The sequence below is a fragment of the Paracoccus sp. 22332 genome (genome assembly GCF_052045125.1).
Taxonomy (GTDB): Bacteria; Pseudomonadota; Alphaproteobacteria; order Rhodobacterales; family Rhodobacteraceae; genus Paracoccus; species Paracoccus haematequi_A.
On sequence record NZ_JBQEOI010000041.1, the window covers coordinates 1 to 23884 of the forward strand.

General features: G+C 66.9%; 20 protein-coding genes and 4 pseudogenes. 7 read left to right on the forward strand and 17 right to left on the reverse strand.

Annotated elements, in window-relative coordinates:
• The 9 genes and pseudogenes from ACTJI6_RS20235 to ACTJI6_RS20275 all read right to left on the reverse strand — a co-directional run.
• A partial coding sequence (locus ACTJI6_RS20235) for a DUF7507 domain-containing protein (RefSeq protein ID WP_440803216.1) occupies nucleotides 1–709 on the reverse strand: 709 nt, incomplete at its 3' end.
• A 397-nt stretch (nucleotides 710–1106) separates the two neighbouring features.
• A pseudogene (locus tag ACTJI6_RS20240) lies at nucleotides 1107–4691 on the reverse strand (SdrD B-like domain-containing protein); the annotation flags it as partial.
• Between the two features lie 234 nt (nucleotides 4692–4925).
• Nucleotides 4926–5615, reverse strand: a complete 690-nt coding sequence (locus ACTJI6_RS20245; protein ID WP_126153296.1) for a NapC/NirT family cytochrome c — start codon at nucleotides 5613–5615, stop codon at nucleotides 4926–4928.
• A 1-nt stretch (nucleotide 5616) separates the two neighbouring features.
• Nucleotides 5617–6075 (reverse strand): nitrate reductase cytochrome c-type subunit, encoded by a 459-nt coding sequence (locus ACTJI6_RS20250; RefSeq protein ID WP_440803217.1) that lies wholly within the window; start codon nucleotides 6073–6075, stop codon nucleotides 5617–5619.
• Complete coding sequence (napA, locus tag ACTJI6_RS20255; RefSeq protein WP_440803218.1) at nucleotides 6075–8582, reverse strand: periplasmic nitrate reductase subunit alpha; 2508 nt, start codon at nucleotides 8580–8582, stop codon at nucleotides 6075–6077. Before napA ends, ACTJI6_RS20250 begins: the two co-directional genes overlap by 1 nt.
• Nucleotides 8567–8836 carry a chaperone NapD gene (locus ACTJI6_RS20260; protein WP_440803219.1) on the reverse strand — a complete coding sequence of 90 codons (270 nt, stop codon included), beginning with the start codon at nucleotides 8834–8836 and terminating at the stop codon, nucleotides 8567–8569. Before ACTJI6_RS20260 ends, napA begins: the two co-directional genes overlap by 16 nt.
• Nucleotides 8829–9320, reverse strand: a complete 492-nt coding sequence (locus tag ACTJI6_RS20265) for a 4Fe-4S dicluster domain-containing protein (RefSeq protein ID WP_440803221.1) — start codon at nucleotides 9318–9320, stop codon at nucleotides 8829–8831. The genes ACTJI6_RS20260 and ACTJI6_RS20265 overlap by 8 nt, the downstream gene beginning before the upstream one ends.
• A 3-nt stretch (nucleotides 9321–9323) precedes the next feature.
• On the reverse strand, nucleotides 9324–9509 hold the full coding sequence (napE, locus tag ACTJI6_RS20270; protein ID WP_440803223.1) for a periplasmic nitrate reductase, NapE protein: 186 nt from the start codon (nucleotides 9507–9509) through the stop codon (nucleotides 9324–9326).
• A gap of 254 nt (nucleotides 9510–9763) precedes the next feature.
• The gene (locus ACTJI6_RS20275) at nucleotides 9764–11227 is read right to left on the reverse strand and encodes an alanine/glycine:cation symporter family protein (RefSeq protein WP_126153141.1); all 1464 of its coding nucleotides are present in this window, start codon (nucleotides 11225–11227) and stop codon (nucleotides 9764–9766) included.
• A 351-nt stretch (nucleotides 11228–11578) separates the two neighbouring features.
• Between ACTJI6_RS20275 and ACTJI6_RS20280 the strand changes: the two genes are divergently transcribed.
• From ACTJI6_RS20280 to ACTJI6_RS20300, 5 genes and pseudogenes are all read left to right on the forward strand, one after another.
• Complete coding sequence (locus ACTJI6_RS20280) at nucleotides 11579–11767, forward strand: hypothetical protein (protein ID WP_440803225.1); 189 nt, start codon at nucleotides 11579–11581, stop codon at nucleotides 11765–11767.
• A gap of 44 nt (nucleotides 11768–11811) precedes the next feature.
• Nucleotides 11812–11973: pseudogene (locus ACTJI6_RS20285) on the forward strand (hypothetical protein); the annotation flags it as partial.
• A 610-nt stretch (nucleotides 11974–12583) separates the two neighbouring features.
• The gene (locus tag ACTJI6_RS20290; RefSeq protein ID WP_440803226.1) at nucleotides 12584–13033 is read left to right on the forward strand and encodes a hypothetical protein; all 450 of its coding nucleotides are present in this window, start codon (nucleotides 12584–12586) and stop codon (nucleotides 13031–13033) included.
• Nucleotides 13034–13057: 24 nt separating this feature from the next.
• Nucleotides 13058–13297: pseudogene (locus ACTJI6_RS20295) on the forward strand (helix-turn-helix transcriptional regulator); the annotation flags it as partial.
• A gap of 219 nt (nucleotides 13298–13516) precedes the next feature.
• Nucleotides 13517–14060: pseudogene (locus tag ACTJI6_RS20300) on the forward strand (IS5 family transposase); the annotation flags it as partial.
• Between the two features lie 46 nt (nucleotides 14061–14106).
• On the opposite strand, the gene ACTJI6_RS20305 reads toward ACTJI6_RS20300, so the two are convergent.
• Both ACTJI6_RS20305 and ACTJI6_RS20310 read right to left on the reverse strand, forming a co-directional pair.
• Nucleotides 14107–14622, reverse strand: coding sequence for a flavin reductase family protein (locus ACTJI6_RS20305; protein WP_440803227.1), 516 nt, complete (start codon nucleotides 14620–14622; stop codon nucleotides 14107–14109).
• Nucleotides 14610–15428 (reverse strand): sugar phosphate isomerase/epimerase family protein, encoded by an 819-nt coding sequence (locus ACTJI6_RS20310; protein WP_440803228.1) that lies wholly within the window; start codon nucleotides 15426–15428, stop codon nucleotides 14610–14612. Before ACTJI6_RS20310 ends, ACTJI6_RS20305 begins: the two co-directional genes overlap by 13 nt.
• A gap of 133 nt (nucleotides 15429–15561) precedes the next feature.
• Here ACTJI6_RS20310 and ACTJI6_RS20315 point away from each other — a divergent pair, with 133 nt between their 5' ends.
• A complete protein-coding gene (locus ACTJI6_RS20315; protein ID WP_440803230.1) occupies nucleotides 15562–16524 on the forward strand; it encodes a LysR family transcriptional regulator in 963 nt (320 codons plus the stop codon).
• A gap of 66 nt (nucleotides 16525–16590) precedes the next feature.
• Nucleotides 16591–17898: an LLM class flavin-dependent oxidoreductase gene (locus ACTJI6_RS20320; RefSeq protein ID WP_440803231.1), complete on the forward strand. Its 1308-nt coding sequence runs from the start codon at nucleotides 16591–16593 to the stop codon at nucleotides 17896–17898.
• A gap of 33 nt (nucleotides 17899–17931) precedes the next feature.
• On the opposite strand, the gene ACTJI6_RS20325 is transcribed toward ACTJI6_RS20320, so the two are convergent.
• From ACTJI6_RS20325 to ACTJI6_RS20350, 6 genes are all read right to left on the reverse strand, one after another.
• A complete protein-coding gene (locus ACTJI6_RS20325; RefSeq protein ID WP_440803232.1) occupies nucleotides 17932–18648 on the reverse strand; it encodes an SDR family NAD(P)-dependent oxidoreductase in 717 nt (238 codons plus the stop codon).
• A 35-nt stretch (nucleotides 18649–18683) separates the two neighbouring features.
• The gene (locus ACTJI6_RS20330) at nucleotides 18684–19874 is read right to left on the reverse strand and encodes an ABC transporter substrate-binding protein (RefSeq protein ID WP_440803233.1); all 1191 of its coding nucleotides are present in this window, start codon (nucleotides 19872–19874) and stop codon (nucleotides 18684–18686) included.
• A gap of 75 nt (nucleotides 19875–19949) precedes the next feature.
• On the reverse strand, nucleotides 19950–21020 hold the full coding sequence (locus ACTJI6_RS20335; RefSeq protein ID WP_440803234.1) for a 3-hydroxyacyl-CoA dehydrogenase family protein: 1071 nt from the start codon (nucleotides 21018–21020) through the stop codon (nucleotides 19950–19952).
• Nucleotides 21017–22210, reverse strand: coding sequence for a beta-ketothiolase BktB (bktB, locus tag ACTJI6_RS20340; RefSeq protein ID WP_440803235.1), 1194 nt, complete (start codon nucleotides 22208–22210; stop codon nucleotides 21017–21019). The genes ACTJI6_RS20335 and bktB overlap by 4 nt, the downstream gene beginning before the upstream one ends.
• Nucleotides 22211–22220: 10 nt before the next feature.
• Nucleotides 22221–23147 (reverse strand): electron transfer flavoprotein subunit alpha/FixB family protein, encoded by a 927-nt coding sequence (locus ACTJI6_RS20345; RefSeq protein ID WP_440803236.1) that lies wholly within the window; start codon nucleotides 23145–23147, stop codon nucleotides 22221–22223.
• A partial coding sequence (locus ACTJI6_RS20350) for an electron transfer flavoprotein subunit beta/FixA family protein (protein WP_440803238.1) occupies nucleotides 23147–23884 on the reverse strand: 738 nt, incomplete at its 5' end. The genes ACTJI6_RS20350 and ACTJI6_RS20345, both read right to left, overlap by 1 nt.

The following is a 23884-nucleotide window of genomic DNA, read 5'->3' on the forward strand; positions in this document are numbered from 1 at the left end:
CCACCGCCGGCGGGGCGGACAGGGCCGAGGCATCGGCCGCCTTGACCAGCGTGATCGCGGGTTGCGCCGTCAGGCTGGTGATGGTCGGATCGTCATTGGTCGCGTCCGTGCCAGAAACATCATCGACCGTGCTGCCGTCCGGCGCCTCGCCTTCGGCCGTCGCGGTATTCTCGACCTGACCCGCGTCCAGATCGGCCTGGGTCAGATCATAGCTCGCGGTCAGCACCTGGGACGCGCCCGGCGCCAGAGAGGCCAGCGGGCTGCCGGTGATCGCGCCCAGCATCGGGTCGGTGACCGCCACATTCGTCAGCGTCACGTTGCCGGTATTCTGCACCGTCAGGCTGTAGGTGATCCGGTCGCCCACCGCCGGCGGGGCGGACAGGGCCGAGGCATCGGCCGTCTTCACCAGCGTCAGGGACGGCGCGAAGGCCGGGGCCAGCGGCGTCGGCGAGACCACGCCCGGCTGCACCGTCGTGCCGTTGTTCGAACGGTCGGCCAGGTCGGGGTTGGTGGCGCGGGTCTGGCCCGACAGCGCGCCGGTGCCCTCGACATCGGCCAGGTTCTCGTAATTGCCGCCCGAGGCCTGGACCGGCGGCATCGGCGCCGAGGGTCGCACGCGGATCTGGAAAGGACAGGCTGCATTGCGCGCCCGCCGCCAGGGTGAAGCCGCTGGCCACCACCCGGTCCGAGGCCCCGTCGAAGCCGCCATTCGCCCCGCCGCAGCTTCCCGAAGGCGCCCCGACGATGGTGTAGCTGCCGGGCGCCAGCGGATCGGTCGCGGGATCAGACAGCGCCGCGAAGCTGCCGAAGGCGGGCGCGCCACCGGCCAGCGGGTCGGTGACCTGGATATCTTCCAGCGGTTCCAGCGAGGGGTTGCGGACGGTCAGGCCGAAGCTTGCGGTGAAGCTGCCGTCGGCCTGGATCTGCGGCCCGCTGCTGCGGTGCTTGGCGATGCCGATCAGGGCCTGCGGCACCTTGGGGAACAGATAGCCTGACGCAGGCGTCGCCGCAGGCAGCGCGATACCGCTGATCGTGGTCGGCGCCGTGGTGCCGCCCGCGCTGCCTGCGGTCGTGTCGCCGTCTTGCAACTGCGTCTCGCCGATGGCGGCATGGGTGATGCTGTAGGTGCCCTCGGGGATGCCCAAGAAGGCATAGCTGCCATCCGCTGCGGTCGATACGGTCCGGGTGATCGGCGTGCCGTCGAAGGCCGTGCCGCTCAGCGTCACGCTGAGACCGGAAATTCCGGTATCGTCGGCATCCGGCGCGCCATTGTTGTCGAAGTCGCGGAACACGCGCCCCGCCAGAGAGCTTGCGCCCACGGTCACGATACCGGAATTGCTGTTGTTCGTCTGATCCGCCTCGAAGGACGAGGTGTCGATGCTGGCGGTGTTGGTGAATTCCTGCCCGGTCGAGGTCACCGTGACCACGCGCGTCGGCGCGGCGATGCGGACCGTAGCGCCGGGGCTCATCGTGCCCAGTTGGCAACTGAAGCTGGTCGCCCCCGAACTGCCCGTGCACGACGCGGTGCTGGCGGTGCCGCTGGTGACGGTGACGGTCGGGGTGCCCATCAGCTCGGTCCCGCTGGGCAGGTTGTCGGTGACGACCACATCGTCGGCCTCGTCCAAGCCGACCCCGCTGTTGTTGCGGACGTCGATCACGAACTGGAAGGGATCACGAAGGTTGACGGTAGCCGGAGTGGCGGTCTTCGAGACCACCTCGACATCGGCGCGGGTGCGCAGCGTCGTTGCCTGCTGCGTGGCATTGTTGGCGGCGTTCGGCTCGAACCCGCCCTGCGTCTCGTCCGAGGTGACTGCGGCGCGGTTCATGGGGACGCCCTTGGACAGGCCTTGCGCCGTGATGTCGATCCGGCGGCTTTCGTTGACCTCCAGCACAGGGAAGCTGCAGATCAGCTTGCCGCCCGACGTTCCCGGCGTGGGCAACGTGCCGCAGGTGCCATCGTTCGACACGGCATAGCTTTGATAGGCGATATGGTCGGTCGGCATGTCGTCCGTCACCACCACGTTGGTCGCCACGGAAGGGCCGGAATTGGTCACGGTGAGGTGATAGACCGTACTGTCGCCCACCGGCAGCGGATCGACGCTGTCGGTCTTGTTGATCAGAAGGTCGACCTGCGGATTGGCTATGACGGTTTCCAGCGAGAAGACGTTGTTGCTGGTGTCGGTCTCGGCCGTCGAGGTCGAGACGGCGACGGTGTTGGTCACCGTCCCGCCTTGCAAGCCCAGGTTCGGCCGCAGCCGGATCGTCGCCGTGCGCTGCGCGTTCACGCCGATCACGCCCAGGTTGCAGGTAACGGTGTCGTTGCCCGGCCCGGTCGTCGTGTTCGCCCCAGGCCTGACCGAACAGCTGCCGCTGCTGGGCGTGGCCGAGATGAAAGTCATCCCTGCGGGCAGCGTATCGGTGATGGTGACGTTCTGAGCGGACGACAACCCGTTATTGAGGGTGCGTGCGGTGATCAGATAATCAAAGGGCTGGCCCACCGCCGGAGGAGTGGTGGAGATGGCGACCTTGCTGACGGTCACGTCCGTCCGCGCCGTCACGGCATGGCTGACGCTGCCCGCATTATTGCCCAGGACCGGATCGGGCGTGTCGGCGGACATCGCGCTGGCCGTGTTGGTGCGCGAACCCGCGTCCCCGCCGGGCCGGACGGTCAGCACGATGCGCGGGCAGTCACCTGTTCCGGCCGTGCAGACCGGCAGCGTGGCGATCGAGCAGGTGGCGCGGCGGCCTGTGGACCCGCTGCTGGCCGAAGAGCAGGACAGGCCGGTCGCACTGCCGTTCGTCACCGAATAGCCGACGAAGCCGGCGGCCGGCCCCGCGGCATTGTTGATCAGCCCGGTCAACTCGTCCGTAACCGCGACCGAGGTCGCCTGGGTCGGGCCGTCATTGACGATCTCCAGCGTGAACTGGATCTCGTCGCCCGAGGCGACGGTCGCAAGGTTGGCCGTCTTGATGACGCGCAGATCGGCGCTGTTGGCGGGCTGGGCCGCGGTGCCGCCGAATGTAATGCTGTTGTTGGCGGTGTTCTGTTCGTCCGGCAGGTCGGGAGAACCGACCGTCAGCCCGTTGGGCTGCGCCCCCGCATCCGTCACGGTGGCGGTCAGCCCTACGATTGGCGTCTGGGCGCCCACGCCCAGCGGAGAGCCCGGTGCATAGTCCCGCGTACAGGTCAGATTCGCGGGCCCGGCCACCGGCAGGGCGGGACATGTCCAACCGTTCAGAGCGGCGCTCGTCACCGTCATCCCGGCCGGCAGATGGTCGGTCATGGTCAACTGGCCCGAGAAGGGCGCATTGCCGACATTGCTGGTGCTGATGTCGAAATCATAGCTCTGGCCCACGACATACAGCGCCGGAGACGGCCCCCTCTTGTTGGCGCGGAGGTCGACGCGCGGCGCCTCGATGGTCACGCCGCCATCGTCGTCGCTGTTGTTGGCAGGGTTCGGATCGGCGGTCGTGGCCGAGATCTGCGCCGTGTTGACGATGCTGCCCGGCGTGTCAGCCTGCGCGACGATGGTGATCGGCCCCAACGCGACATTCGCCCCTGACCCGGTGCCCGAAGCGCGGGTCGCCGTCACCGTCTGCCCCGCCGTGGTCGCCGACCAGCCCGGCGCCGTGACCGAGACGATGCTGTAATTCGCGGGCAGGCTGTCGGTGACCGTGATCCCCTGCGGGCTGTCACCGGAATAGCGCGGGGTCAGCGTGAAGGTGACCTGATCGCCCACCAGGATCGTGCCCGAGGGCGCGCGGGATTTAACGATCGACAGGTCGCTGCCGGCCTGGATCTCGGTATTTTTCAGCGCGGCGTTGTTATCGGGGATCGGGTCGTCGGGCGTACCGCCGCCGATGCTGGCCGCCGGGGTGATGGTCGAGCCGGAGGCCGCGACGATCTGCGCCTGGAAGTTCTGCGTCACCGTCGCGCCGACCGCGACCGGACCGGCGATGGCGCAGCGATAGGTGCCGCCGTCCAGCGTGCAGCCGGACGGGGGGATGATGTTGGCAAGGCCGGTCGGGACCGGGAAGGTCAGCGTCAGGTTGCTGACCGCATCGGGGCCGTTGTTCGTCGCGGCCAGCGCGTAGGTCACGACAGACCCGGCCGCCGCCGAATCCGGCCCGGTCATCTCCAGCGCGATATCGGCGCCCGCGGTGATGCTGGTATTCTCGGTCACGGCGTTGTTGCCGGGCTGGGTGTCGGTCGCCGTGCCCGCAGTGGCCGGGACCGCGGCGCCAAAGGCGATCGTGCCCTGCACCGAACTGCGCAGATGCGCCGTGAAGCTGACGTCCGCCCCCGCCGCCAGCGCAGGCACGGGGCAGGTAACCGTGGCCGGTCCCGTCGCCGGCAGGGGCGCGCAGCCGGTAATGGCCCCGGTCGCCGCCTCCAGCACCGTGCCGGAGGGGACCGTCAGGCTCAGCGAGGTCGCGGGCGCTGCGTTGAAGCCGTCATTGGTGATGCGGATCGAATAATCGATCAGCCCGCCCGCAGGCGAGGGATCCGAAGTCGAATCGTTGACGTTGACCACCCAATCGACCGCCTGCGCCGCAGCGCCCTGCACGCTGAAAGCCAGGAGCCAGAAGCCCAGCAGGATCGAGAGAAATGCTTGGAAGAAGACCCGGTGAGAAGCGAAATTGCGGCGGACACTGCGGGCAAAGTTTTTGGACATCGACGACTCAACCATGATCTTTCACTGCCCGAAAACAGGGCAGCGGGACCTTCTGGCCGGAAAATGATTAACAAAAGATTAATGAAAGGAAATTTTTTCGCGACTTCTGCCGGTTAGCCGCCCTTTTCCATCCGCCTTGCGGCGCAGGGTGCCTGCGCGGACCGGCCTCTGCCGCAGATCGGGTCGATGGCAGGCTCAGGTCGGGAAAGCTGCCCTATGCGGCGATGAAATGCCGGGCGGGCGGCGGTATCACTCCGCCGGCGCCTGGCGCAGGAAGCTCTGGATTTCCTCGGCGGGGGTCAGGCCGGGCTGGGTCTCTCCCTGAAGGTCGGCGGGAACGGTCCAGCCGGGTTCGATGCCGGTCATGTCGGGCAGTTCGTGGGCGATGCCCTTGTGGCAGTCGATGCAGGTGCGTTCGCCCGACAGCAGATAGGTCGAATGGATTTCGGCCGCGCGCGGGGCCTGCCGCCCCAGGTCCATCGCGATGGCGGAATGGCAGTTGCGGCATTCCAGGCTGTCATTCGCCTTCAGCCGCGCCCATTCGCGCTTGGCCATCACCAGCCGGTGTTCCAGGAATTTCTGCCGCGTGTCGATGGTGCCGAAGACCTTGCCCCAGACCTCTTTCGAGGCCTGCATCTTGCGGGCGATCTTGTCCGTCCAGTCATGGGGCACATGGCATTGCGGACAGCCCGCCCGCACCCCGGAACGGTTCGAGTAATGGACCGTGCGCGACATCTCTTCATAGACGTTGGCGCGCATCTCGTGGCACGAAATGCAGAAGCCCTCGGTATTGGTGAATTCCAGCGCGGTGTTGAACGCGCCCCAGAAGATCACCCCGCCCAGAAAGCCGCCTAGGGTCAGGAAGCCCAGGCCCAGCGTGCCCGCAGGGGTCCACAGGACGCGCCAGAACCAGCGGAAGGGTTGCAGGATCCGGCGCATCTCACTCACTCCCCGCGCCGGTCGCACCCAGTTCGGACATGTCGGTGAAGGTGTTGCCGATCAGCGCCGGGGCGTCGGCCTGGGGCACATGACACTGGGTGCAGAAATACCGGCGCGGCGACACGTCCGCCAGCATCTGCGCCTCGCGCGTCATGTAATGGGTGATCGAGATCATCGGCGCGCCCGACCCTTGGGTCATCTCTCGGGTGTGGCAGGACATGCAGCGGTTGGTGTTGACCGACAGCTGATACCCTTCGATCGAATGGGGAATGACCGGCGGCTGTTCGGGATAGGCGCGCATCTGCCGCACGTCGTCGGTGACGAACTGCGCGATCGGCGCGGCGGGCACCGACCGCATCGGATCGGGCTGCGGGCCGGACAGTTCCGGGACGTTCTGCGCCATCACGAAGCTGGCAGAGAAACAGGCGGCAAGCGCGATCGAAAGGCGAAGCTGTCCCATCACACCGGCTCCACCCGCACGGCGCATTTCTTGAAATCGGTCTGTTTCGAGATCGGGTCGGTCGCGTCCAGCGTCACCTTGTTGATCAGCTGGCTGGCGTCGAACCAGGGCACGAAGATCACGCCGGGCGGCATCCGGTTGCGGCCGCGCGTCTCGACCCGGCTGCGGATTTCGCCCCGGCGCGAGACGATGCGCACCTCCATCCCCTGGTTCAGGCCGCGTTCGCGCGCGTCGATGGCGTTCATGAAGACCTTGGCGCCGGGGAAGGCCTTGTAAAGCTCGGGGACTCGCATGGTCATCGACCCGGAATGCCAATGTTCCAGCACCCGGCCCGTCACCAGCCACATGTCGAATTCGTCGTCGGGGCTTTCGGCGGGCGGCTCGTAGGGCACGGCGATGATGACCGCCCGGCCGTCGGGATTGCCATAGAAATCGACCCCCTTGCCCGGCTTCACATAGGGGTCGTGGCCTTCGCGGAAGCGCCAGCGGGTCTCTTGCCCGTCCACCACCGGCCACCGCAGCCCGCGCACCTCGTCGCTTTGATAGACGTCATAGGGCGCCAGGTCGTGGCCGTGGCCGCGCCCGAAGCTGGCATATTCCTCGAACAGGCCCTTCTGGAGGTAAAAGCCGAAATCCCGCGCCTCTTGGTTGGGGTAATCCGCGCGCACCTGGTCCAACGGATACTGGTCCACCTGGCCGTTGGCAAAGCAGACATCGAACAGGGTCTTGCCGCGGAAGTCCGGGTTCGCGTCCAGGATCTCGGCGGGCCAGATCTCGTCCGTGGTGAAGCGTTTCGAGAATTCGACAAGCTGCCACAGATCCGACCGCGCCTCGCCCGGCGCGTCAACCAACTGGTGCCAGGCATGGGTGCGCCGTTCGGCATTGCCATAGACGCCCTCCTTCTCGACCCACATGGCGGCGGGCAGGATGATGTCGGCGGCCATCGCCGTCACCGTCGGATAGGCGTCCGACACCACGATCAGGTTGTCGGGGTTGCGATAGCCCTGATAGGTCTCGTTCTGCGAATTGGGCGCGGCTTGCAGGTTGTTGTTCACCTGGATCCAGTAGAAGTTCAGCACCCCGTCCTTCAGCATCCGATCCTGCTGAACGGCGTGGAAGCCCGGCTTGGTGTTCAGCAGTCCGTGCGGCAGCTTCCACAGTTCCTCGGCATGGGCGACATGTTCGGGGTTTGTGACCACCATGTCGGCGGGCAGGCGGTGGGCGAAGGTGCCGACCTCTCGCGCCGTGCCGCAGGCCGAGGGCTGGCCCGTCAGCGAGAAAGGAGAGTTGCCGGGTTCCGAGATTTTCCCGGTCAGCAGGTGGATGTTGTAGACCATCTGGTTGGCCCAGACGCCCCGGACGTGCTGGTTGAAGCCCATCGTCCACAGCGACATGACCTTGCGGTCGGGATCGGCGTAAAGCTCGGCCAGTTCCTCCAGAAAGCCCGGCTCGACGCCCGAAAGCTCGCTGACGTAATCCAGCGTATAGGTCGAGACATGGGCCTTGAACGCTTCGAAATCGCTGTCCTCCATCAGGCCGGGATTGCCGGCGCCGGTGGCGGCCAGTTCCAGTTCGTGTTCGGGGCGCAGGCCATAGCCGATATTGGTGGCGCCCTTCTTGAAGACCGTGTGCCGGTCCACGAAGTCCTGGTTCACCCGCCCGGTCTGGATGATGTGGTTGGCGATATAGTTCAGGATCGCCAGGTCGGTGCCCGGCTTGAAGACGATCGGGATGTCGGCCAGGTCCATCGACCGATGCGTGAAGGTGGACAGAACCGCGCATTTCACGCCCGGCGTGCCCAGGCGGCGGTCGGCCAGCCGGGTCCACAGGATCGGATGCATCTCGGCCATGTTCGATCCCCACAGCACGAAGGCATCCGCGTGTTCGAAATCGTCATAGCAGCCCATCGGCTCGTCGATGCCGAAGGTGCGCATGAAGGCCACCGCCGCCGAGGCCATGCAATGGCGCGCATTGGGGTCGAGGTTGTTCGACCGGAACCCCGCCCGCATCAGCTTGGTGGCGGCATAGCCCTCCAGCACGGTCCACTGGCCCGACCCGAACATGCCGATGCCTTCCGGCCCCTTCTCGGCCAGGACTTTCTTGACCCGCTCGGCCATCAGGTCGAAGGCCTCGTCCCAGCTGACCGGCTCGAAGGTGCCGTTCTTGTCGAACTGGCCGTTCGTCTTGCGCATCATCGGCGTGGTCAGCCGGTCCTCGCCATACATGATCTTGGACAGGAAATAGCCCTTGACGCAGTTCAGGCCGCGATTGACCTCGTGCTGCATGTCGCCGTGGGTGGCGACGACCTTGCCCTCCTTGACGCCGACCATCACGCCGCAGCCGGTGCCGCAGAATCGGCAGGGGGCCTTGGACCAGTGGATCTTCAGCGCCTCGACCCCGCCCGCGACGGGCTGGGACAGGGCCGCCTGCGGCAGCCCGGCGGCCGAGGCGGCAAGCGCCGCCGCATGGGCCTTGAGAAGCTGGCGGCGGGTCAGGTCCAGCGGCATGAGGTTTCCTCCTTGTCCTCGGCGTGCTCGAAGACCATGCTGGCCGCCAGAACGCCCTTGATCAGATTGATTTCGGTCAGCCGGTCGCCCAGCCTGCCGGTGCTGTCGCCCTCGATGGTGACGATCAGGCGGGTTGCGTCGCCGCCGTGGATTTCGACCCCGTCCATTCCGGCCACCCGGTCCCGGACGGCGGGCATCGCGTCCGGGGCGACCGTCACGACGGCGGACGAGACATGCCAGCGCGGCTTACGCATCCTCGGCCTCGCGCGCGACTGCCAGGATCGCCCCGGCGGGACAGGATGCCGAACAGGCCGCGCAGCCCGTGCAGGCGGCCGCGTCGATGCGCGGCAGGAAGGGCGCGCCGATCCTGGGCTGCATGGCGATCGCCTGTTCGGGACAGGCGTCACGGCAGGACATGCAAGAGATGCCCGCATGGGCGAAACAGTCGGCCGAAATCCGCATCACATGCGCCATGCGGCGGTCGGCCGCGAAGACCGGCTCGGGACAGGCCGCCGCGCAATCGCCGCAGAAGACGCATTCCCCCGCCTCGGGCCGCAGCGCGACGCCCCTGGGCGTCAGGGCCAGGACGGCCTGCGGACAGGCCTGGACGCAGGCGCCGCAGCCGGTGCAGGCCGCAACCGAGGCGGCGGTGACGCCAGGAGGACGCGGCAGAAACGGCGCCGGGCAGGTGGCGCCGCGCAGCACATCCCGGCGCGACAGGGCGGGACCGGCGGACACGGACTAATGCCCCGAGGGCCCAGGAGGTCCGGCGATCAGCTGATACATCCAGACAAGAAACCCGTAGCCGCCCACGATCGCCACCGCGACCACCGGCCAGATGCCGAAAGCCAGCAAAAGGAACTGCGCCAGCTCTCTGCGGCGGCTGGGCGCTTGCCCCTCGGGTTGGGTGGCATGTCGATCCGACATGGCTGCCTCCTGAGTCTGGGGGTGACTCGGCTCCACCCCTGCCCTTGGAGGTTAGCAAAAGAAGCAAACGAAATGCAACCTTTACGGGACACTCTGTCATGCAGGGGTCACGTCAGGGGAACGCCGCGCCCCGGCTGCCGGCAGAACTGATCTTCCGGCTTGCGCCTCTCTCGCCGACAGCCTGGTGAGTTATCCTCTGACGAGCCTCAGCATAGAACCGCGCAAGGTTCGCGCGCCCTGGCCGCCGCGCGCGGCTAGGACCGCTCGCTTGCCTTCCATTCTTCCCAGCCGGGCTGGCCCTTCATGAATGCCTCGATCTGCTGGCGATCGGCCTCCAGCCGGGGATCGTGGCGCAGGTAGAAGCGGGTCTCGCGCGCGATCAGGCCGGACAGGATCAACAGGCCGATCAGGTTCGGAATGGCCATCAGCCCGTTCATCACGTCCGAGAAGCTCCAGACCACGCCCAGTTGCACCGTGCAGCCCAGCAGCACCGCCAGCGAGAACAGGATGCGGAAGGGCATCACGCCGCGATGACCGACCAGGCGTTCCAGGTTGCGTTCGCCGTAATAGGCCCAACCCAGGATGGTCGAATAGGCAAACAGCACCAGGCCGATGGTGACGATCCAATGCCCCCACTGCCCCGGCAGCCCGTGGGTGAAGGCCTGCCCGGTCATGATCGAGGGCGAGATCTGCACGCCGGTCTGCGGGTCGATCTCGCTCCAGACGCCGGTGGTGATGATCACGAGGCCGGTGCAGGACACGACGATGATCGTGTCGATGAAGGTCTGGGTCATCGACACCAGACCCTGGCGCACCGGATGGGTGGTCTGCGCCGAGGCCGCGGCGATGGCGGCCGAGCCCATGCCGGATTCGTTCGAGAAGATGCCGCGCGCCACGCCGAACTGCACCGCGACCATGATCGTGGAACCCAGGAACCCGCCGGTCGCCGCCGTGCCCGTGAAGGCCTGCGAGAAGATCTCGCCCAGGGCGGCGGGCACCGCCTGGATGTTGACCAGCAGGATGTAAAGCGCGCCCAGCACGTAGAACAGGATCATCACCGGAACCAGCCCGGCGGTCACCCGGCCGATGGACTTGATGCCGCCGACCAGCACCACCAGCGTCAGCCCGGCCAGCACGACCCCGGTGATCCAGGTCGGGATCATGAAGCTGCGCTCCAGGTTCGAGGCGATGGAATTGCCCTGGGTCATGTTGCCGATGCCGAAGCAGGCGCAGACGGCGAAGACCGCGAAGCTCAGCGCCAGCACCTTGCCGAAGCCGTTGCGGATGCCGCGCTCCAGATAATATTGCGGGCCGCCGTTCTTCTCGCCCACCTCGTCGGTGATGCGGAAGCGCACGCCCAGGAAGGCCTCGGCATATTTCGAGGCCATGCCGAGGATCGCCGTGACCCACATCCAGAACAGCGCCCCCGGCCCGCCCGCCGCGATGGCCGTCGCCACGCCGACGATGTTGCCGGTGCCGACGGTCGCCGCCATGGCGGTGGTCAGCGCCTGGAATTGCGAGATGTCGCCCTCGGCATCGTCATCCTTGCGCTTCAGCAGGCCCAGCCGCAGCGCCGCGCCCAGCCGGAGCAGCTGGATGCCCCGCAAGCGGAAGGTCAGGTAAAGCCCGGTCCCCAGCAGCAGCGGGATCAGAAGATAGGGCCCCCAGACGATGCCGCCGATTGTCCCCAGGACTGCTTCTATCCGGTCGAGTTCCATCGGTCGCCTCTTTCCCTGTCGCCACGACCGGGAAACAGCGGCTTTCGGTCCCGAATGTCAAGCTCACCCGCGCGTCCTGCCCGCCACGCCAGGCACGAACGGGCCGTTGCGCGGCGGGACGGTGCGTCACGGCGGCAATTCGGCGGATCTGAACGGTTGTCGGGGGCGCCGCCTCTGGGCTCGGCAGAGTTCGGGCAGTCAGGAAAGCAGGGATAAGCCCCTGAACCTGAGGATAGTGTTCGAAGCCTTCGCCATCGCCTCCGGACTGGGCCAGACTGCCACGGCACAAGAGATGTCGTTCTTCCGCATCGGCACCGGCGGCACGGCGGACCCTATTCCCCGATCGGCGGATTGACGGCGAACGCGATCTCGGCCTTCCGGGCCATCGCAGCCTGCATGGCGGTCTATCTGATCCAGCGGATCATGGCGGCGGGCGTGCTGGAAGGCGTCAAGGAAACCGCCGGGATCTATGAGGGCTTTGGGTCGGGCGCCCGGCAATCGCTGGCGGTGACGGTCGCGGCGGCTTGGCCGGCGTGGTGATCGGCGTCGTCACCCTGACCGGCGTCGGCTTCAAGATCGCCTTCATGGTCACCTCGGTCGCGGCGGGCTGGGCGGCATCGGTGCATGGCCTCTTGGCGCCGCCGCCCGTCGAGTTGTTCAACATTGAGATCCTGACGCTGCTGTTCACCCTGATGATGACGGCGGTAGTCTGCGTGCTGATGGGCTGCGGCGTGCCGACGACGGCGAACGACATCATCATGGTCGCGGTGGCCGCGCCGGTCCTGGGCATGATGGATGTCGAGCCGCCGGTGGCGCTGGCGGCCTATGCGGGCGCGGGCGTCGCCGGGGCCAACGGCTTCAAGGCCGGCAACACCGCCTTCCGGCTGTCGATGGGCAAGGCGCTGGTGCCCTTGGTCTTCGTCTTCTCGCCCTCGCTGCTGCTGGTGACGCAGGACTTCACCCTGCCCGACTTCTTGCTGGCCTTCACTAGCGCCTTCCTGGGCATCGTGGCGCTGTCGGCGGCGATCACCAACTGGCTGCTGTGTCCGCTGTTGCTGGTCGAGTGGCTGGTGCTGTCCGCCGCCGCGCGGTTGATGATCGCGATCCGCTGCCGGATGTCGCGGAACCGCCGCCTGATGCTGATCCCGTGTCGTCAAGACCGGACGACCAGCCGCTTGCGCATGGACGGTACCGGCGCAGGCGGGTATTTCTCGGGGCATGTCGCCGCCCCCTGCCATCCCCGCCTTCGCCCTGTTCGGCGAAACCGCCGCCTTTCCAGACGTGATCCATTGCGAACGCATCTGGGACCGGGCGCGACTGCACGATTGGACGATCAGCGCCCACCGGCATCACGACATGGCCCAGCTGTTCGTCATGCGGAAGGGCCGGGCGCAGGTGCGGCTGGACGACCGGGATCTGGGGCTGGACGATGGCGGGCTGCTGTTCGTCCCGGCACGATTCGTGCATGGTTTCCGCTTCGTCCAAGGGTCAGAGGGGCTGGTGCTGTCCTTTCCGCAGCCGATCCTGACCCAGGCCGTCGCAGGCGCCGACGATCCGGGCCGGGTCATGTCGCGTCCGTTCGCGGGCCGCGCCGACGCCACGGTGGCGACGCTCTGCGATGAGATCCAGGCGGCCTTCGGCGGCGTTGCGCCGTTCCGCGCCAGCCTGCTGATCGCGCTGTCCCAGGCCCTGCTGATCGCCGTGGCCCGGATCGCGGCCCAAGAGGGGCAGGACGACCAGCCGCTGGCCCGCAGGCGGCTGGCCGATTTCGACCGGCTGATCCAGCAGCACATGGGCGACGGCTAGGGGCCTGCCGCCTACGCCGACGCCCTTGCGGTAACGCCCGGCCACCTGAACCGGATCTGCCGCACGGCGTTTGGCGTCAGCGCCTCGGCCCATATCGAGAACGCGACCATGACCGAGGCGCGGCGGCTGCTGGCCTTTACCCGCCTGTCCGTGGCCGAGATCGGCTATCGCCTGGGCTTTGGCGATCCGTCCTATTTCTCGCGCCGGTTCCGGGCGGCGGCGGGGCAAAGCCCGTCCGCCTATCGCGACAGATTCGGTTCCTGATCAAGCCGCAGGCTGACCACATCCGCGTGGTGCCGCAGGTGGATGGGGTGCGGCGCGACCTGTTGAGCGGTCAGGGCACCCGGCCGGGCCGGGTTGGGAAACGGGCCGGCCGCAACGGCCAGCCGATGCCAGAACGCGGGCATCATCGACGATGATGCCCGCATCACTGTCGCAGCCCAACCATTCGGAGATTTGCCTGACCGGGAAACCCTTTCGCGCCTGATGGCGGACAGCACCGGGATCAAGAGGTCGAGGGCGAAGGCAAGTGGCATGCTCGAAAACATGGCGTCCCAAACGGCGGGTCTGGCGCAAGATCCATCTCGGTATCGATGTGAAAACGCTGGAGATTCGCGCCGTCGAGATCACCGGGTTCCACATCGGCGATGCGCCGGTGCTGCGCGATCTGCTCGGCCCGATCTCAGCGGACGAGGAGATCGGCGGCGTCACCGCGGATGGCGCCTACGATACCCCAAAAGGCCATGATGCAATCGCGGATCGTGGCGACCATGCCGTCATCCCGCCGCACAGAAACGCAAAGCCCTGGAAGACCATCACCGCTGGCGCTGCGGCGCGCCACCAAGCGCTGCGGGTTTGCAAATACCTCGGCCGCGTTTTCTGGCGCCGATAGAGCGGCTATCATCGTCGGAGTCATGTAGAAACGAAGATGCACTGCCTGAAGCGTCTGGGCCAGCGGCTCATGGCGCGGGACTTCGGCCGCCAGGTCGCCAAGCTACAGGTCCGCATCGCTGTCCTGAACGGCTAAACCGCCCTCGGCAGTCAAATAGGCCTGTCGCATCCCTGCGGTAACATCAGACCACGCCGGAAACGGGGAAATGCAATCCAGAGAATCGACCGTCGGCATAGATCAAGGGCGCGATTTCGTCGGACATCTCTACTGACAGAACCCTGCCGATGAACACCCCATGCGAACCGTAAGTCATGAAACCGTCCTGCCGGCACAGCAAGCGCGCCTGCGCGCCTTCAAGCACCGGCACGCCTTCCCGGTCCAGCCATGTACCGACCCCGAAACGATCCTCGCCCTTCAGGGCACCGCCGCAGGCACGGGCGACAGCCCGTTGCCCGTCGGCCAGGATATTGATGCAGAACCGCCCGCCGGCAGACAATGCCGGGTAGATCGAGGCGGTTCGGTTCACGGCAACCATCATCGCCGGCGGGTCGAGGCTGAGGCTGTTGACCGCCGTCGCGGCCATGGCGATGCGCCGGTTCTCGTGGCGCGTCGAAATCACGGCGACGGTCTGCGCAAGCCGCCGCAGCGCGACGCGCATGTTCTCGGCCAGAGTGTCAGGTTCGGTCATGAGCGGCATTCCTTTTCAAGCAGCGCCAATGTCGCCGCGATTGCCATGCGCGCGCGTTGAGCGGGCGGGACGGTCTCCTGCATGCGCATCATGGGAATTTCCAATGCGACCGGCATGTCCGGGGGTAAGGCGCGCAAGTATTCCGACAAAGGCAGGACGCCCTCGCCGGGGAGCAGGCGGTTGCGCGCCGAATGATCGACATGACCGGCCAGATCGGCCGGGATCGGCGGGGCGTCGCAGAGGTGAAAGACCCGCATCAGCGTATGGTCAACCCGAGCCAGCCGATCCGCGCCGATCCCCATGCGGTGCAGGTGCAGCGCGTCCAGAACCAGCCGCGCGCCCGGCCCCGCGCCCGAAACAATCTCCAGTGCATGATCCAGCGACCCGGCGGCGCGATGGGCGATGGGCTCGAACCCGGCCTCCAGCCCGAAGGCCGCGACCTCGGTGCAGAGGGCTGCGAAGCGGTCGCGCACTTCGGTGGGCTCGATCACGCCTCGCTGGTCCGCGACCGCGATAACGCAGGGTCGGCCCAGCATGGCGGCGGCCTCCAGCACCTCGGGGGCGATCTGCGGGTCCGGGCCGCGCGTCAGCACCCGGGCCTCGACTTCGGGGACGCTCAGCCCCGCATCCTTCAGACTGGCCGCAAAACGTCGGCACAGCGTCGGATTTCCGACCAGCGGAGAGGCCGCCATGCCGGTCGCCGGATCGCATAGCCGCAGGCCCAACCCGGCATATCCCGCATCCGCCGCGATACGCAGCGCCTCGAACGGGTCATCGACCGGCGCGGTCAGATAGGAAAGATAAATCGGTCGCATCGGGTTCTCATATCGCGGCTTCGGCTGTCGGGGAAAAGCTTCGTGATCTCCGTACGGCACGGCATCGTCCGAATTGGGTATCCTGCGCGGCCCCCTGCACCTTAGGCTTGCGGACCAGAAGGAGACGCCCGCAATGTCGCATGACCCCGCCCCCGCCCGCCACGGATCGCGTCTGCAACTGATCCTGCGCAACCTGCCGCATCTGCTGGCCGCGCGGGATGCGGGCAGTTTGCACCGGGCGGGCGACCGGATGGGTATCGCACAATCCGCTTTGTCCCGGCGGATTGCCGAGGTCGAGGCGGAACTGGGCGGCCCCTTGTTCGAGCGGCTGTCCACCGGCATCCGCTGCACGTCGGCGGGTGCCGATTTCCTGACCGACGCCGCCCATCTGATGGCCGGCCTTGACCGCGCGATCCGCCGGTTCGAATTGAACCGAGCCGGTGAGGATATGACGCTGCGCATCGGTTTCAACAGTGCGGCGATGATGTTTCCGGCGATGGCCTCGGCGCTCAGCGGGTTTCGCCGGACCCACCCCCGCTGCGACCTGCGGCTGGCCGCGCATCTGACCGAGGCACAATATGCCCTTGTTCATAAAGGAGAAATCGATATCGGTATCGCCTATCTGCTGCGCGACGACCTGCCCTTGCGGCAGCGCACTCTGGCCGAAGACCGGATCGTTCTTGCGCTGCCCGCCGATCACCCTTTGGCCCTGCGCCCGCTGCATCTGAGCGATCTGGACGGCGCGCCGCTGATCGACATGCAGCGCGAAAGCTCGGGCCTGCTGGCCGCGCAAGTTGACCGCCGGCTGCTTGAGGCCGGCATCCGGCCAGACCCGGTTATCGAGGCAGGCAGCAGCGAGGCGGCCCTGAACCTGGTTGCCGCCGGTCTGGGGCTGGCCTTCATCAACCGCTCGCAATCCGGCCGCTGTCCGCCCAATGTCGTCACGCGCGAGGTGCATGGTTTTCACCTGCCACTGCCCGTGGCCGCATTCTGGCGCGAAGATGCCGAAACGCCCCTGATCCGCGCCTTCGTCATGGGCCTGGAAGAAGCGTTCTCGGCGACTGGCGCGATGCCGAAATCAGATCACCCGGCCTGAATATTGAATTGGGCCGCGTCGCAGTAACGCGGCATTCCGGTCCCAACAACACCGTGGGAGGACGACATGGCAGACACGAAGCAGATCCGGCTGAACGCTCTGGATCAATGCACACCCAGCTTTCTGGCCTTTGGCCTTTGGGCGCATGAACGCGACAAGGCGCTGGATTATACGAAACTGGAATACTGGCTGGACTATGCCCGGTTGCTGGAGAGGGGCAAGTTCGACGCGTTGTTTCTGGCCGATATCCTGGGCGTTCCCGATGTCTATCAGGGCGGGCCGGATTCGGCCTTCCGCACTGGCGCGCTGGCGCCCTCGCTCGACCCGTCGGTGATCGTGTCGGCAATGGCCTCGGTCACGCGTGATCTGGGCTTCGCCATCACCGGCAGCGCCAGCTATGAAGTGCCCTATCTGTTCGCGCGGCGCATGGCGACGCTGGACCACCTGACCGGCGGCAGGCTGGGCTGGAATATCGTCACCGGCTTTCTGAACAGCGGCGCCCGCGCGATGGGAGAGGCCGGGCTTGGGCCGCATGATGCGCGCTATGACAATGCCGACAGCTTCATGGATGTGGTTCTGTCGCTTTGGGACAAATCTTGGGGCGAAGGGGCGGTCCTGCGCGACCGCGAGGCGCGTCTTTTCGCCGACCCCAGCCGGATTTCCGTGATCGACCGTGACGGACCGCATCACCGCATCCATGCCGCAGGCCCGTCCGAACCCTCGCCCCAAAGGGTGCCGATGCTGTTTCAGGCCGGCGGCTCGCCGCGCGGGCGCGACTTTGCCGCGACCCATGCCGAGGGGATCTTCATCAACGGCCCCAAGCTGCCGCTGGTGGCCGAACAGGTCGCCGACATCCGCGCCCGCGCCGCCGCAAAGGGACGCGACGCCAAGGCGTTGCGGTTCTTCGCGGGTGCCTCGATCATCGTGGCCGAAACCCAGTCGCTGGCCGAAGCGCGGATGCGCGATTATCAACGGATGGCCAGCGTCGAGGGGATGCTGGCGCAGCTTTCCGCAGCGCTTGGCATCGACCTGTCCCGCTATCCGCTGGATGAGCCGATCCGCTATGAGGAAACCGACGCGGCCCGGTCTCAGCTGGAGATGCTGACCCGCAAGGGAACCGTGACCATCCGCCAGATGGCCGAAGGCATGATCCTGAGCGGGCGCAACGTGATGCTGGTCGGCACACCGGCCAATATTGCCGATACGATGACGGAATGGGTGCGCGACGGGGATGTCGACGGGTTCAACGTCGCGCGCATCCTCGCCCATGAAACCATGGAGGCGGTGGTGGATCTGCTGGTGCCGGAATTGCAGCGCCGCGGGCTGTTCAAGACGGATTACGCCCCAGGCACGCTGCGCGAAAAGATGCGCTGAAGGATGCGGGCCGCCCCCGGGGGCGGCCCGGACCTAACCGCAGGTATAGGCCCCGTCGACCAGATGCAGCTCGCCCGAGACATAGACGGCGGCATCCGAAGCGAGCCACAGATAGGCACCCGCGATCATCTCGGGCGGCGCGCCGTCGATCATGCCCTTCATCTTGGACGGATGCATCGCGATCTCTGGGCGCAGGCCCTGAACCGGAGGAACCGGTTTTCCGAGGTCCGTGAACGTCCGGCCCGGGGCGACCGCATTCACGCGCAACCCCAGATGCCCATATTCCGCCGCCAGCGATTTCGTCAGCAGCGCGATACCCGATTTGGTGATCGCATAGGGCGCGGCATAGGCAATGCCCTTGACCGCGCTGGCCGATGATGTGTTGACGATATTGCCGCCGCTTTCCAGCAGCGCGGGGATGGCCGCGCGGCAGATCTCGAACGGGCTGGTCAGGTTGATGCGCATCACCCGGTCCCAGTCCGCGTCCGTCGTGTCGGTGAAGTGGCTGCGGTGATAGACCCCGGCGACATTCACCAGAACATGCAGCGGCTGGGTCGTTGCCTCGGCCACCAGCCCGTCACCATCGCCCGGCAGCATCGCATCATAGACAATAACCTGCGCCTGCGGCCCGATCCGGCTGGCAAGTTCTGCCAGCCCCTCGGCGTTGCGGTCAGCCAGCACCAGCTCGGCGCCCTCATCCGCGAAGGCAAGCGCCACGGCACGGCCGATACCTGCCGCGGCACCGGTCACCAGAACCCGTTTGCCGACAAATCTGCCCATGGTGGTCACGGGCATTGGGCGCGTTCGACCAGACCGTCCTCGCGGTGGACATGCGGCGATTTCACCACAGCCAGCGCCCTTTCGGAGGGCAGGAAATGCGTGGTCTGATCGGCGTGAAGCTCGCCCAGCACGTTGGGCATGGTTGCCGCATTGGCCTCGATCCAGGCGGCCACGGCCTTGCCCTCGGTCGAGTCCGCCCCCTCGATCGCATGTTTCAGGATCCACGGCTCGACATAGAATGGCGCAAGCGCGGCGGCACCGCCCAGCTTTTCAAGATCGGGCACCTTTTCCGCCGCCAGCGCCGCGAATTTGGCAAAGGGGCTTTCCCCGACCGGATCACCGGGACAGAAGGTCATGCCGACAAATTGCACGCCGTAGACATCCTCGAACGCCTCTTCGCCCAGGATACGCGCATTGCCCACGGCATAGTTGCTGGTCGTCAGGTTGCCCAGAACCGGAACATCCCAGCCGATTTCATCCACGTTCTGAAGGAATTTTCGCGCATCATCGCCGATGGAATTGATCAGCAGCACCGCCTCGGCCCCGCTGCTGCGCATCGAGAAGATCTGCGGGGTCATATCCTCGGACTTGAACGCGAATTCCTGCACGATGACCGGAGGCGCCCCCTGTTCGGTCATATAGTCCGTCATTTCAGAGACGGCGGCCTTGGACATGCCGCCGTTGTCGGAAATGATGGCGATCTTTTTCGTCCCCAGCACCTCGATCGCATGGCGGATCGCCGGGATCATCTGGTTCAGCCCGGTCGGCGAGTTGGAAAAGTGGTAAGGCGCCGCCTGCGGCGTCAGATCGGGCGAGGCAGCGGTCGAAATCTGCGCGATATTCGCCTCGGTCGTTACCGTCGTGATCGGGATGGTCTCCTGACTGGTGATCGGCCCGACCAGCGCAACGATCCCCTGATTGCCGATCAGCCGCCGGACCTCGGACACGCCATGTGTCGGGTCGGTCTGACTGTCACCCAGAACCAGCTCTACCTGCTTGCCGTCGATCCCGCCTGCCGCGTTGATTTCCTCGACGGCGACCTGCCAGCCCAGACGGGCGACATTGCCGACTGTCGTGCCCGCACCGCTCATCGAGGCGATGCCGCCCAGACGAATACTCTCCTGTCCCAAGGCCAGGACGGGCAAAGCGGCAAGCGCGGTTCCCGCCAGAACGGCGATCAGATTGCCAGTGTTCATGAGTCATCCTCCCCGATGATTCTGTGTCCGGGAAAGAGTTCTGCGATTTCACTGGTTGCGCACGGTCCGAAAGGACTAGGCGGGCGATGCCGCGACGCGATTGCCAGGGCGAACCAACGCGATCAGCCGCGAGATTTCATCCGGTGGCAACTGGGCCCGCAGGGACACGGGCGTCCGCGTAAATCGCAGCGCTTCGCGCGCGCCGCGATCCAGATCGGCTGGCGTAACGATGCCTGCGGCCATGGCGTCCAGCGCGGGCAGCAGCATGGCTCCGGCCAGACGATCCGCGACGGTGCGCCTTGCCGATGCAGCCAGCGGCGCGGGTTCACCCTCGATCACCCAATCCCTTGCGACAGACCCCATCTCTCGCAATCCTTGCGCCGGCGCATAGAACGGACCAAGCGCCGCAAGGCTTTCCATCGCCTTGAACATGATGGCTGGTTTGGTCAGGTTCATCACCCGGAATGGGCCAGCCGCAGCCCCAAGCACCTCGCAGGCGACGGCGTCGATCTGGCCCGTTGTCGCGACTCCTTCGTCCAGCAGGCGCACGGCCTCGTTGCAATAGGGACAAAAGAATCTGTTCAGCGCGAAGCCGGGGCTGTCCTTGCAAGGCAGCGGCGACTTCCCGGTCGCAGCCAGAAAGCCCAGAACAGGTTCGCGCAGGTCGGCCCGCGTTGCCTCGGTCGTCACCACCTCCACGATCGGGCTGATTTCGGCGGGGCTGAAATAGTGCAGCCCCAGCATCCGGCCGGGATCATCCAGCGCGACCGCGATGTCGCGCACCAGCAGGCAAGACGTATTCGTGGCAACGATGGCCTGCCGTCCCAGCAACGGTTCGATCTCTCGCATCAGGCGCCGTTTGATCTCCAGATCTTCAAAGACCGCCTCGATCACAAGATCGGCGGTCGAGACAGCGCGCAGATCGCGGGACAGGACAAGATGTTCGGCGGCGGCATCAGCCTGTTCGGCGTCAAGACGACCCTTGGAAACCTCACGCGCAAGGTGATCCTGAATGCGGATCCGCAGGCGGTCCAATGCGGCCTCGGCCTTGTCCATGACCACAGTGCGCAGCCCGGCCTTGAGACAGGTTAGGGCGATGCCGCCGCCCATGGTGCCTGCGCCGATGATCGCGACGGAACGGATCATCCCGCGCCCCCTTCCGCCTCGACGATCATGGCGATGCCCTGCCCGCCGCCGATGCACATGGTGGCGAGCCCGTAGCGCCCGCCGATGCGGCGCAACTCGTAAATCAGCTTGATCAGGATGATTGCCCCCGAGGCGCCGATGGGATGGCCAAGCGCCACGGCGCCGCCATTAGGGTTCACCTTGTCTGCCGGAAAGCCCAGTTCGGCCGAGACGGCGCAAGCCTGCGCGGCAAAGGCCTCGTTCGATTCGATCACGTCCAGATCGGCGACGGTCAGCCCCGCGCGCTCCAGCGCTTGGCGCGTGGCCGGCACCGGGCCAAGCCCCATCACATCGGGCGCCACGCCGCCAAGGCCGGTCGCCACGATCCGCGCCAGCGGCGCGACACCCCGCGCCTGCGCCGCCCCCGCCTCCATCAGCACCAGCGCCCCCGCGCCGTCGTTGATCCCCGAGGCATTGCCCGCCGTCACGCTGCCCTCCTTGCGAAAGGCCGGGCGCAGCTTGGCCAGATCGTCCATCGTGACGCCGGGGCGGACATGTTCGTCGGTGTCGAAAACCCGCTCGGTCCGGCCCGCCCGCACCGTCAAGGGCAGGATCTGGTCGCGGAAATGCCCCGCCGCGATGGCCGCCGCCGCCCGGCGGTGCGATTCGACGGCAAAGGCGTCCTGCGCCTGCCGGTCGATGTTGGCGCGGGCCGCGACATTCTCGGCGGTGACGCCCATGTGGCCGTTGCCGAACGGATCGGTCAGCGCGCCGGTCATCATGTCGGTCGCGGTCACGTCGCCCATCTTCTGGCCGTGGCGCGCCTGGGTCAGCAGATGGCCCGCGCGGCTCATGCTCTCGGCCCCGCCCGCGAGTGCGATATCGGCGCGGCCCAGCTCGATCTGCTCGGCCGCCGTCACCACCGCCTGCAACCCCGAACCGCAGAGCCGGTTCAGCGTCAGCGCCGGCACGCTGTCGGGCACCCCGGCCCGCAGCGCGACGACGCGGGACAGATACATGTCCTCGGGCGCGGTGTGGATGACATTGCCGAACACCGCCTGCTGGATCTGGTCGGGCGCGATCCCCGCGCGGGCAATCGCCTCGGCCGCGACGGCCGCGCCCAGATCGCAGGGCGACAGCCCCGCCAGCGCACCCCCGAAATCGCCGATGGCCGTCCGAACGCCCGAAGCAATGACAACAGTTCTGCTCATGATGGTTTCCTTACAGCTTCGCTGTGATTTCGGGCACGACTTGGAAGAGGTCTCCGACGAGTCCGTAGTCTGCGATCTGGAAGATGGGGGCTTCCTCGTCCTTGTTGATGGCGACGATCACCTTCGAATCCTTCATCCCCGCCAGGTGCTGGATCGCGCCCGAGATGCCGACCGCCACATACAGTTCGGGCGCCACCACCTTGCCGGTCTGGCCAACCTGCCAGTCGTTCGGCGCATAGCCACTGTCGACCGCCGCGCGGCTTGCCCCCACCGCCGCGCCCAGCTTGTCGGCGAGCTGCTCGATGATCGCGAAGCACTCCTTCGACCCCAGCGCCCGGCCGCCCGAGACCACGCGTTTCGCGCTTGTCAGTTCGGGACGGTCGCTCTCGGCCACCTCGTCGGCGACCCAGGACGACAGCCCCGGATCGGCTGCGGCCGCCGCCTCGGCGATCGCGGCCGAGCCGCCCGCGCCCGCCGCCTCGAAGCTGGCGGTGCGGATCGTCAGCACCTTCTTCGCGTCCTTCGACCGCACCGTCTGGATGGCGTTGCCGGCATAGACCGGGCGTTCGAACGTGTCGGCATCGACCACCTTCGACACCTCGGGGATCACCATCGCGTCCAGCAGCGCCGCCACCCGCGGCATCACGTTCTTGGCGTCCGTCGTGGCCGGCGCCGCGACATGATCGTACGCGCCCGCCAGCGAGACGATCAGCGCCGCCGTCGGCTCGGCCAGGCGGTGGCCGTAGCGCGCGTCCTCGGCCACCAGGACGCGGGCGACCCCGGCGATGGTCGCGGCCTCGGCGGCGGCGGCGCGGGCCTGCGCCCCGGCGCAGAGCACCGTCACGTCGCCCAGCGAGGCAACGGCATTCACGGCCTTGGCGGTGGCGTCGCGGTTCAGCACCCCGTTCGTGACTTCGCCCAGCAGAAGAACGGCCATCAGATCACCCCCGCTTCTTTCAGTTTCGAAACCAGTTCGTCGGCCGAGCCGACCCTGATGCCGGCCTTGCGCCCCTCGGGTTCGCGCGTGGAGACGATCTCCAGGCGCGGGCTGACATCGACGCCGTAATCGGCGGCGGTCTTCTCCTCCAGCGGCTTCTTCTTGGCCTTCATGATGTTGGGCAGCGACGCGTAGCGCGGCTCGTTCAGGCGCAGGTCGGCGGTGACCACGGCGGGCAGGCCGACGCTGATCGTCTGCAGGCCGCCGTCGACCTCGCGCGTCACCTTGGCGCTGTCGCCCTCGATCTCGAGCCTGCTGGCGAAGGTCGCCTGGCCCCAGCCCAGAAGCGCCGCCAGCATCTGCCCGGTCGCGTTCATGTCGTTGTCGATGGCCTGCTTGCCGGCGATCACCAGCCGCGGCTGCTCGGCCTCGACCACCGCCCTGAGGATCTTGGCCACCGCCAGGGGTTCGATGTCCTGGTGCACGTCCTCCGAGGCCACCACCAGGATCGCCCGGTCCGCGCCCATCGCCAGCGCCGTGCGCAGCGTCTCGGCCGCCTGACGCACGCCGATGCTGACCGCGATCACCTCCTCGGCCTTGCCGGCTTCCTTCAGCCGGATCGCCTCCTCGACCGCGATCTCGTCGAACGGGTTCATCGACATCTTCACATTCGCCAAGTCAACCCCAGACCCGTCAGCACGAACCCGAGCCTTCACGTTGTAGTCAATAACCCGCTT

Excerpts from the sequence above, each read along its gene's own strand:
- ACTJI6_RS20245 (WP_126153296.1), bottom strand. The coding sequence starts at position 5,615 with ATGCGCCGGATCCTGCAACCCTTCCGCTGGTTCTGGCGCGTCCTGTGG.
- ACTJI6_RS20250 (WP_440803217.1), bottom strand. The coding sequence starts at position 6,075 with ATGGGACAGCTTCGCCTTTCGATCGCGCTTGCCGCCTGTTTCTCTGCC.
- napA (WP_440803218.1), bottom strand. The coding sequence starts at position 8,582 with ATGCCGCTGGACCTGACCCGCCGCCAGCTTCTCAAGGCCCATGCGGCG.
- ACTJI6_RS20260 (WP_440803219.1), bottom strand. The coding sequence starts at position 8,836 with ATGCGTAAGCCGCGCTGGCATGTCTCGTCCGCCGTCGTGACGGTCGCC.
- napE (WP_440803223.1), bottom strand. The coding sequence starts at position 9,509 with ATGTCGGATCGACATGCCACCCAACCCGAGGGGCAAGCGCCCAGCCGC.
- ACTJI6_RS20275 (WP_126153141.1), bottom strand. The coding sequence starts at position 11,227 with ATGGAACTCGACCGGATAGAAGCAGTCCTGGGGACAATCGGCGGCATC.
- ACTJI6_RS20290 (WP_440803226.1), top strand. The coding sequence starts at position 12,584 with ATGGCCCAGCTGTTCGTCATGCGGAAGGGCCGGGCGCAGGTGCGGCTG.
- ACTJI6_RS20305 (WP_440803227.1), bottom strand. The coding sequence starts at position 14,622 with ATGCCGCTCATGACCGAACCTGACACTCTGGCCGAGAACATGCGCGTC.
- ACTJI6_RS20310 (WP_440803228.1), bottom strand. The coding sequence starts at position 15,428 with ATGCGACCGATTTATCTTTCCTATCTGACCGCGCCGGTCGATGACCCG.
- ACTJI6_RS20315 (WP_440803230.1), top strand. The coding sequence starts at position 15,562 with ATGTCGCATGACCCCGCCCCCGCCCGCCACGGATCGCGTCTGCAACTG.
- ACTJI6_RS20320 (WP_440803231.1), top strand. The coding sequence starts at position 16,591 with ATGGCAGACACGAAGCAGATCCGGCTGAACGCTCTGGATCAATGCACA.
- ACTJI6_RS20330 (WP_440803233.1), bottom strand. The coding sequence starts at position 19,874 with ATGAACACTGGCAATCTGATCGCCGTTCTGGCGGGAACCGCGCTTGCC.
- ACTJI6_RS20335 (WP_440803234.1), bottom strand. The coding sequence starts at position 21,020 with ATGATCCGTTCCGTCGCGATCATCGGCGCAGGCACCATGGGCGGCGGC.
- bktB (WP_440803235.1), bottom strand. The coding sequence starts at position 22,210 with ATGAGCAGAACTGTTGTCATTGCTTCGGGCGTTCGGACGGCCATCGGC.
- ACTJI6_RS20345 (WP_440803236.1), bottom strand. The coding sequence starts at position 23,147 with ATGGCCGTTCTTCTGCTGGGCGAAGTCACGAACGGGGTGCTGAACCGC.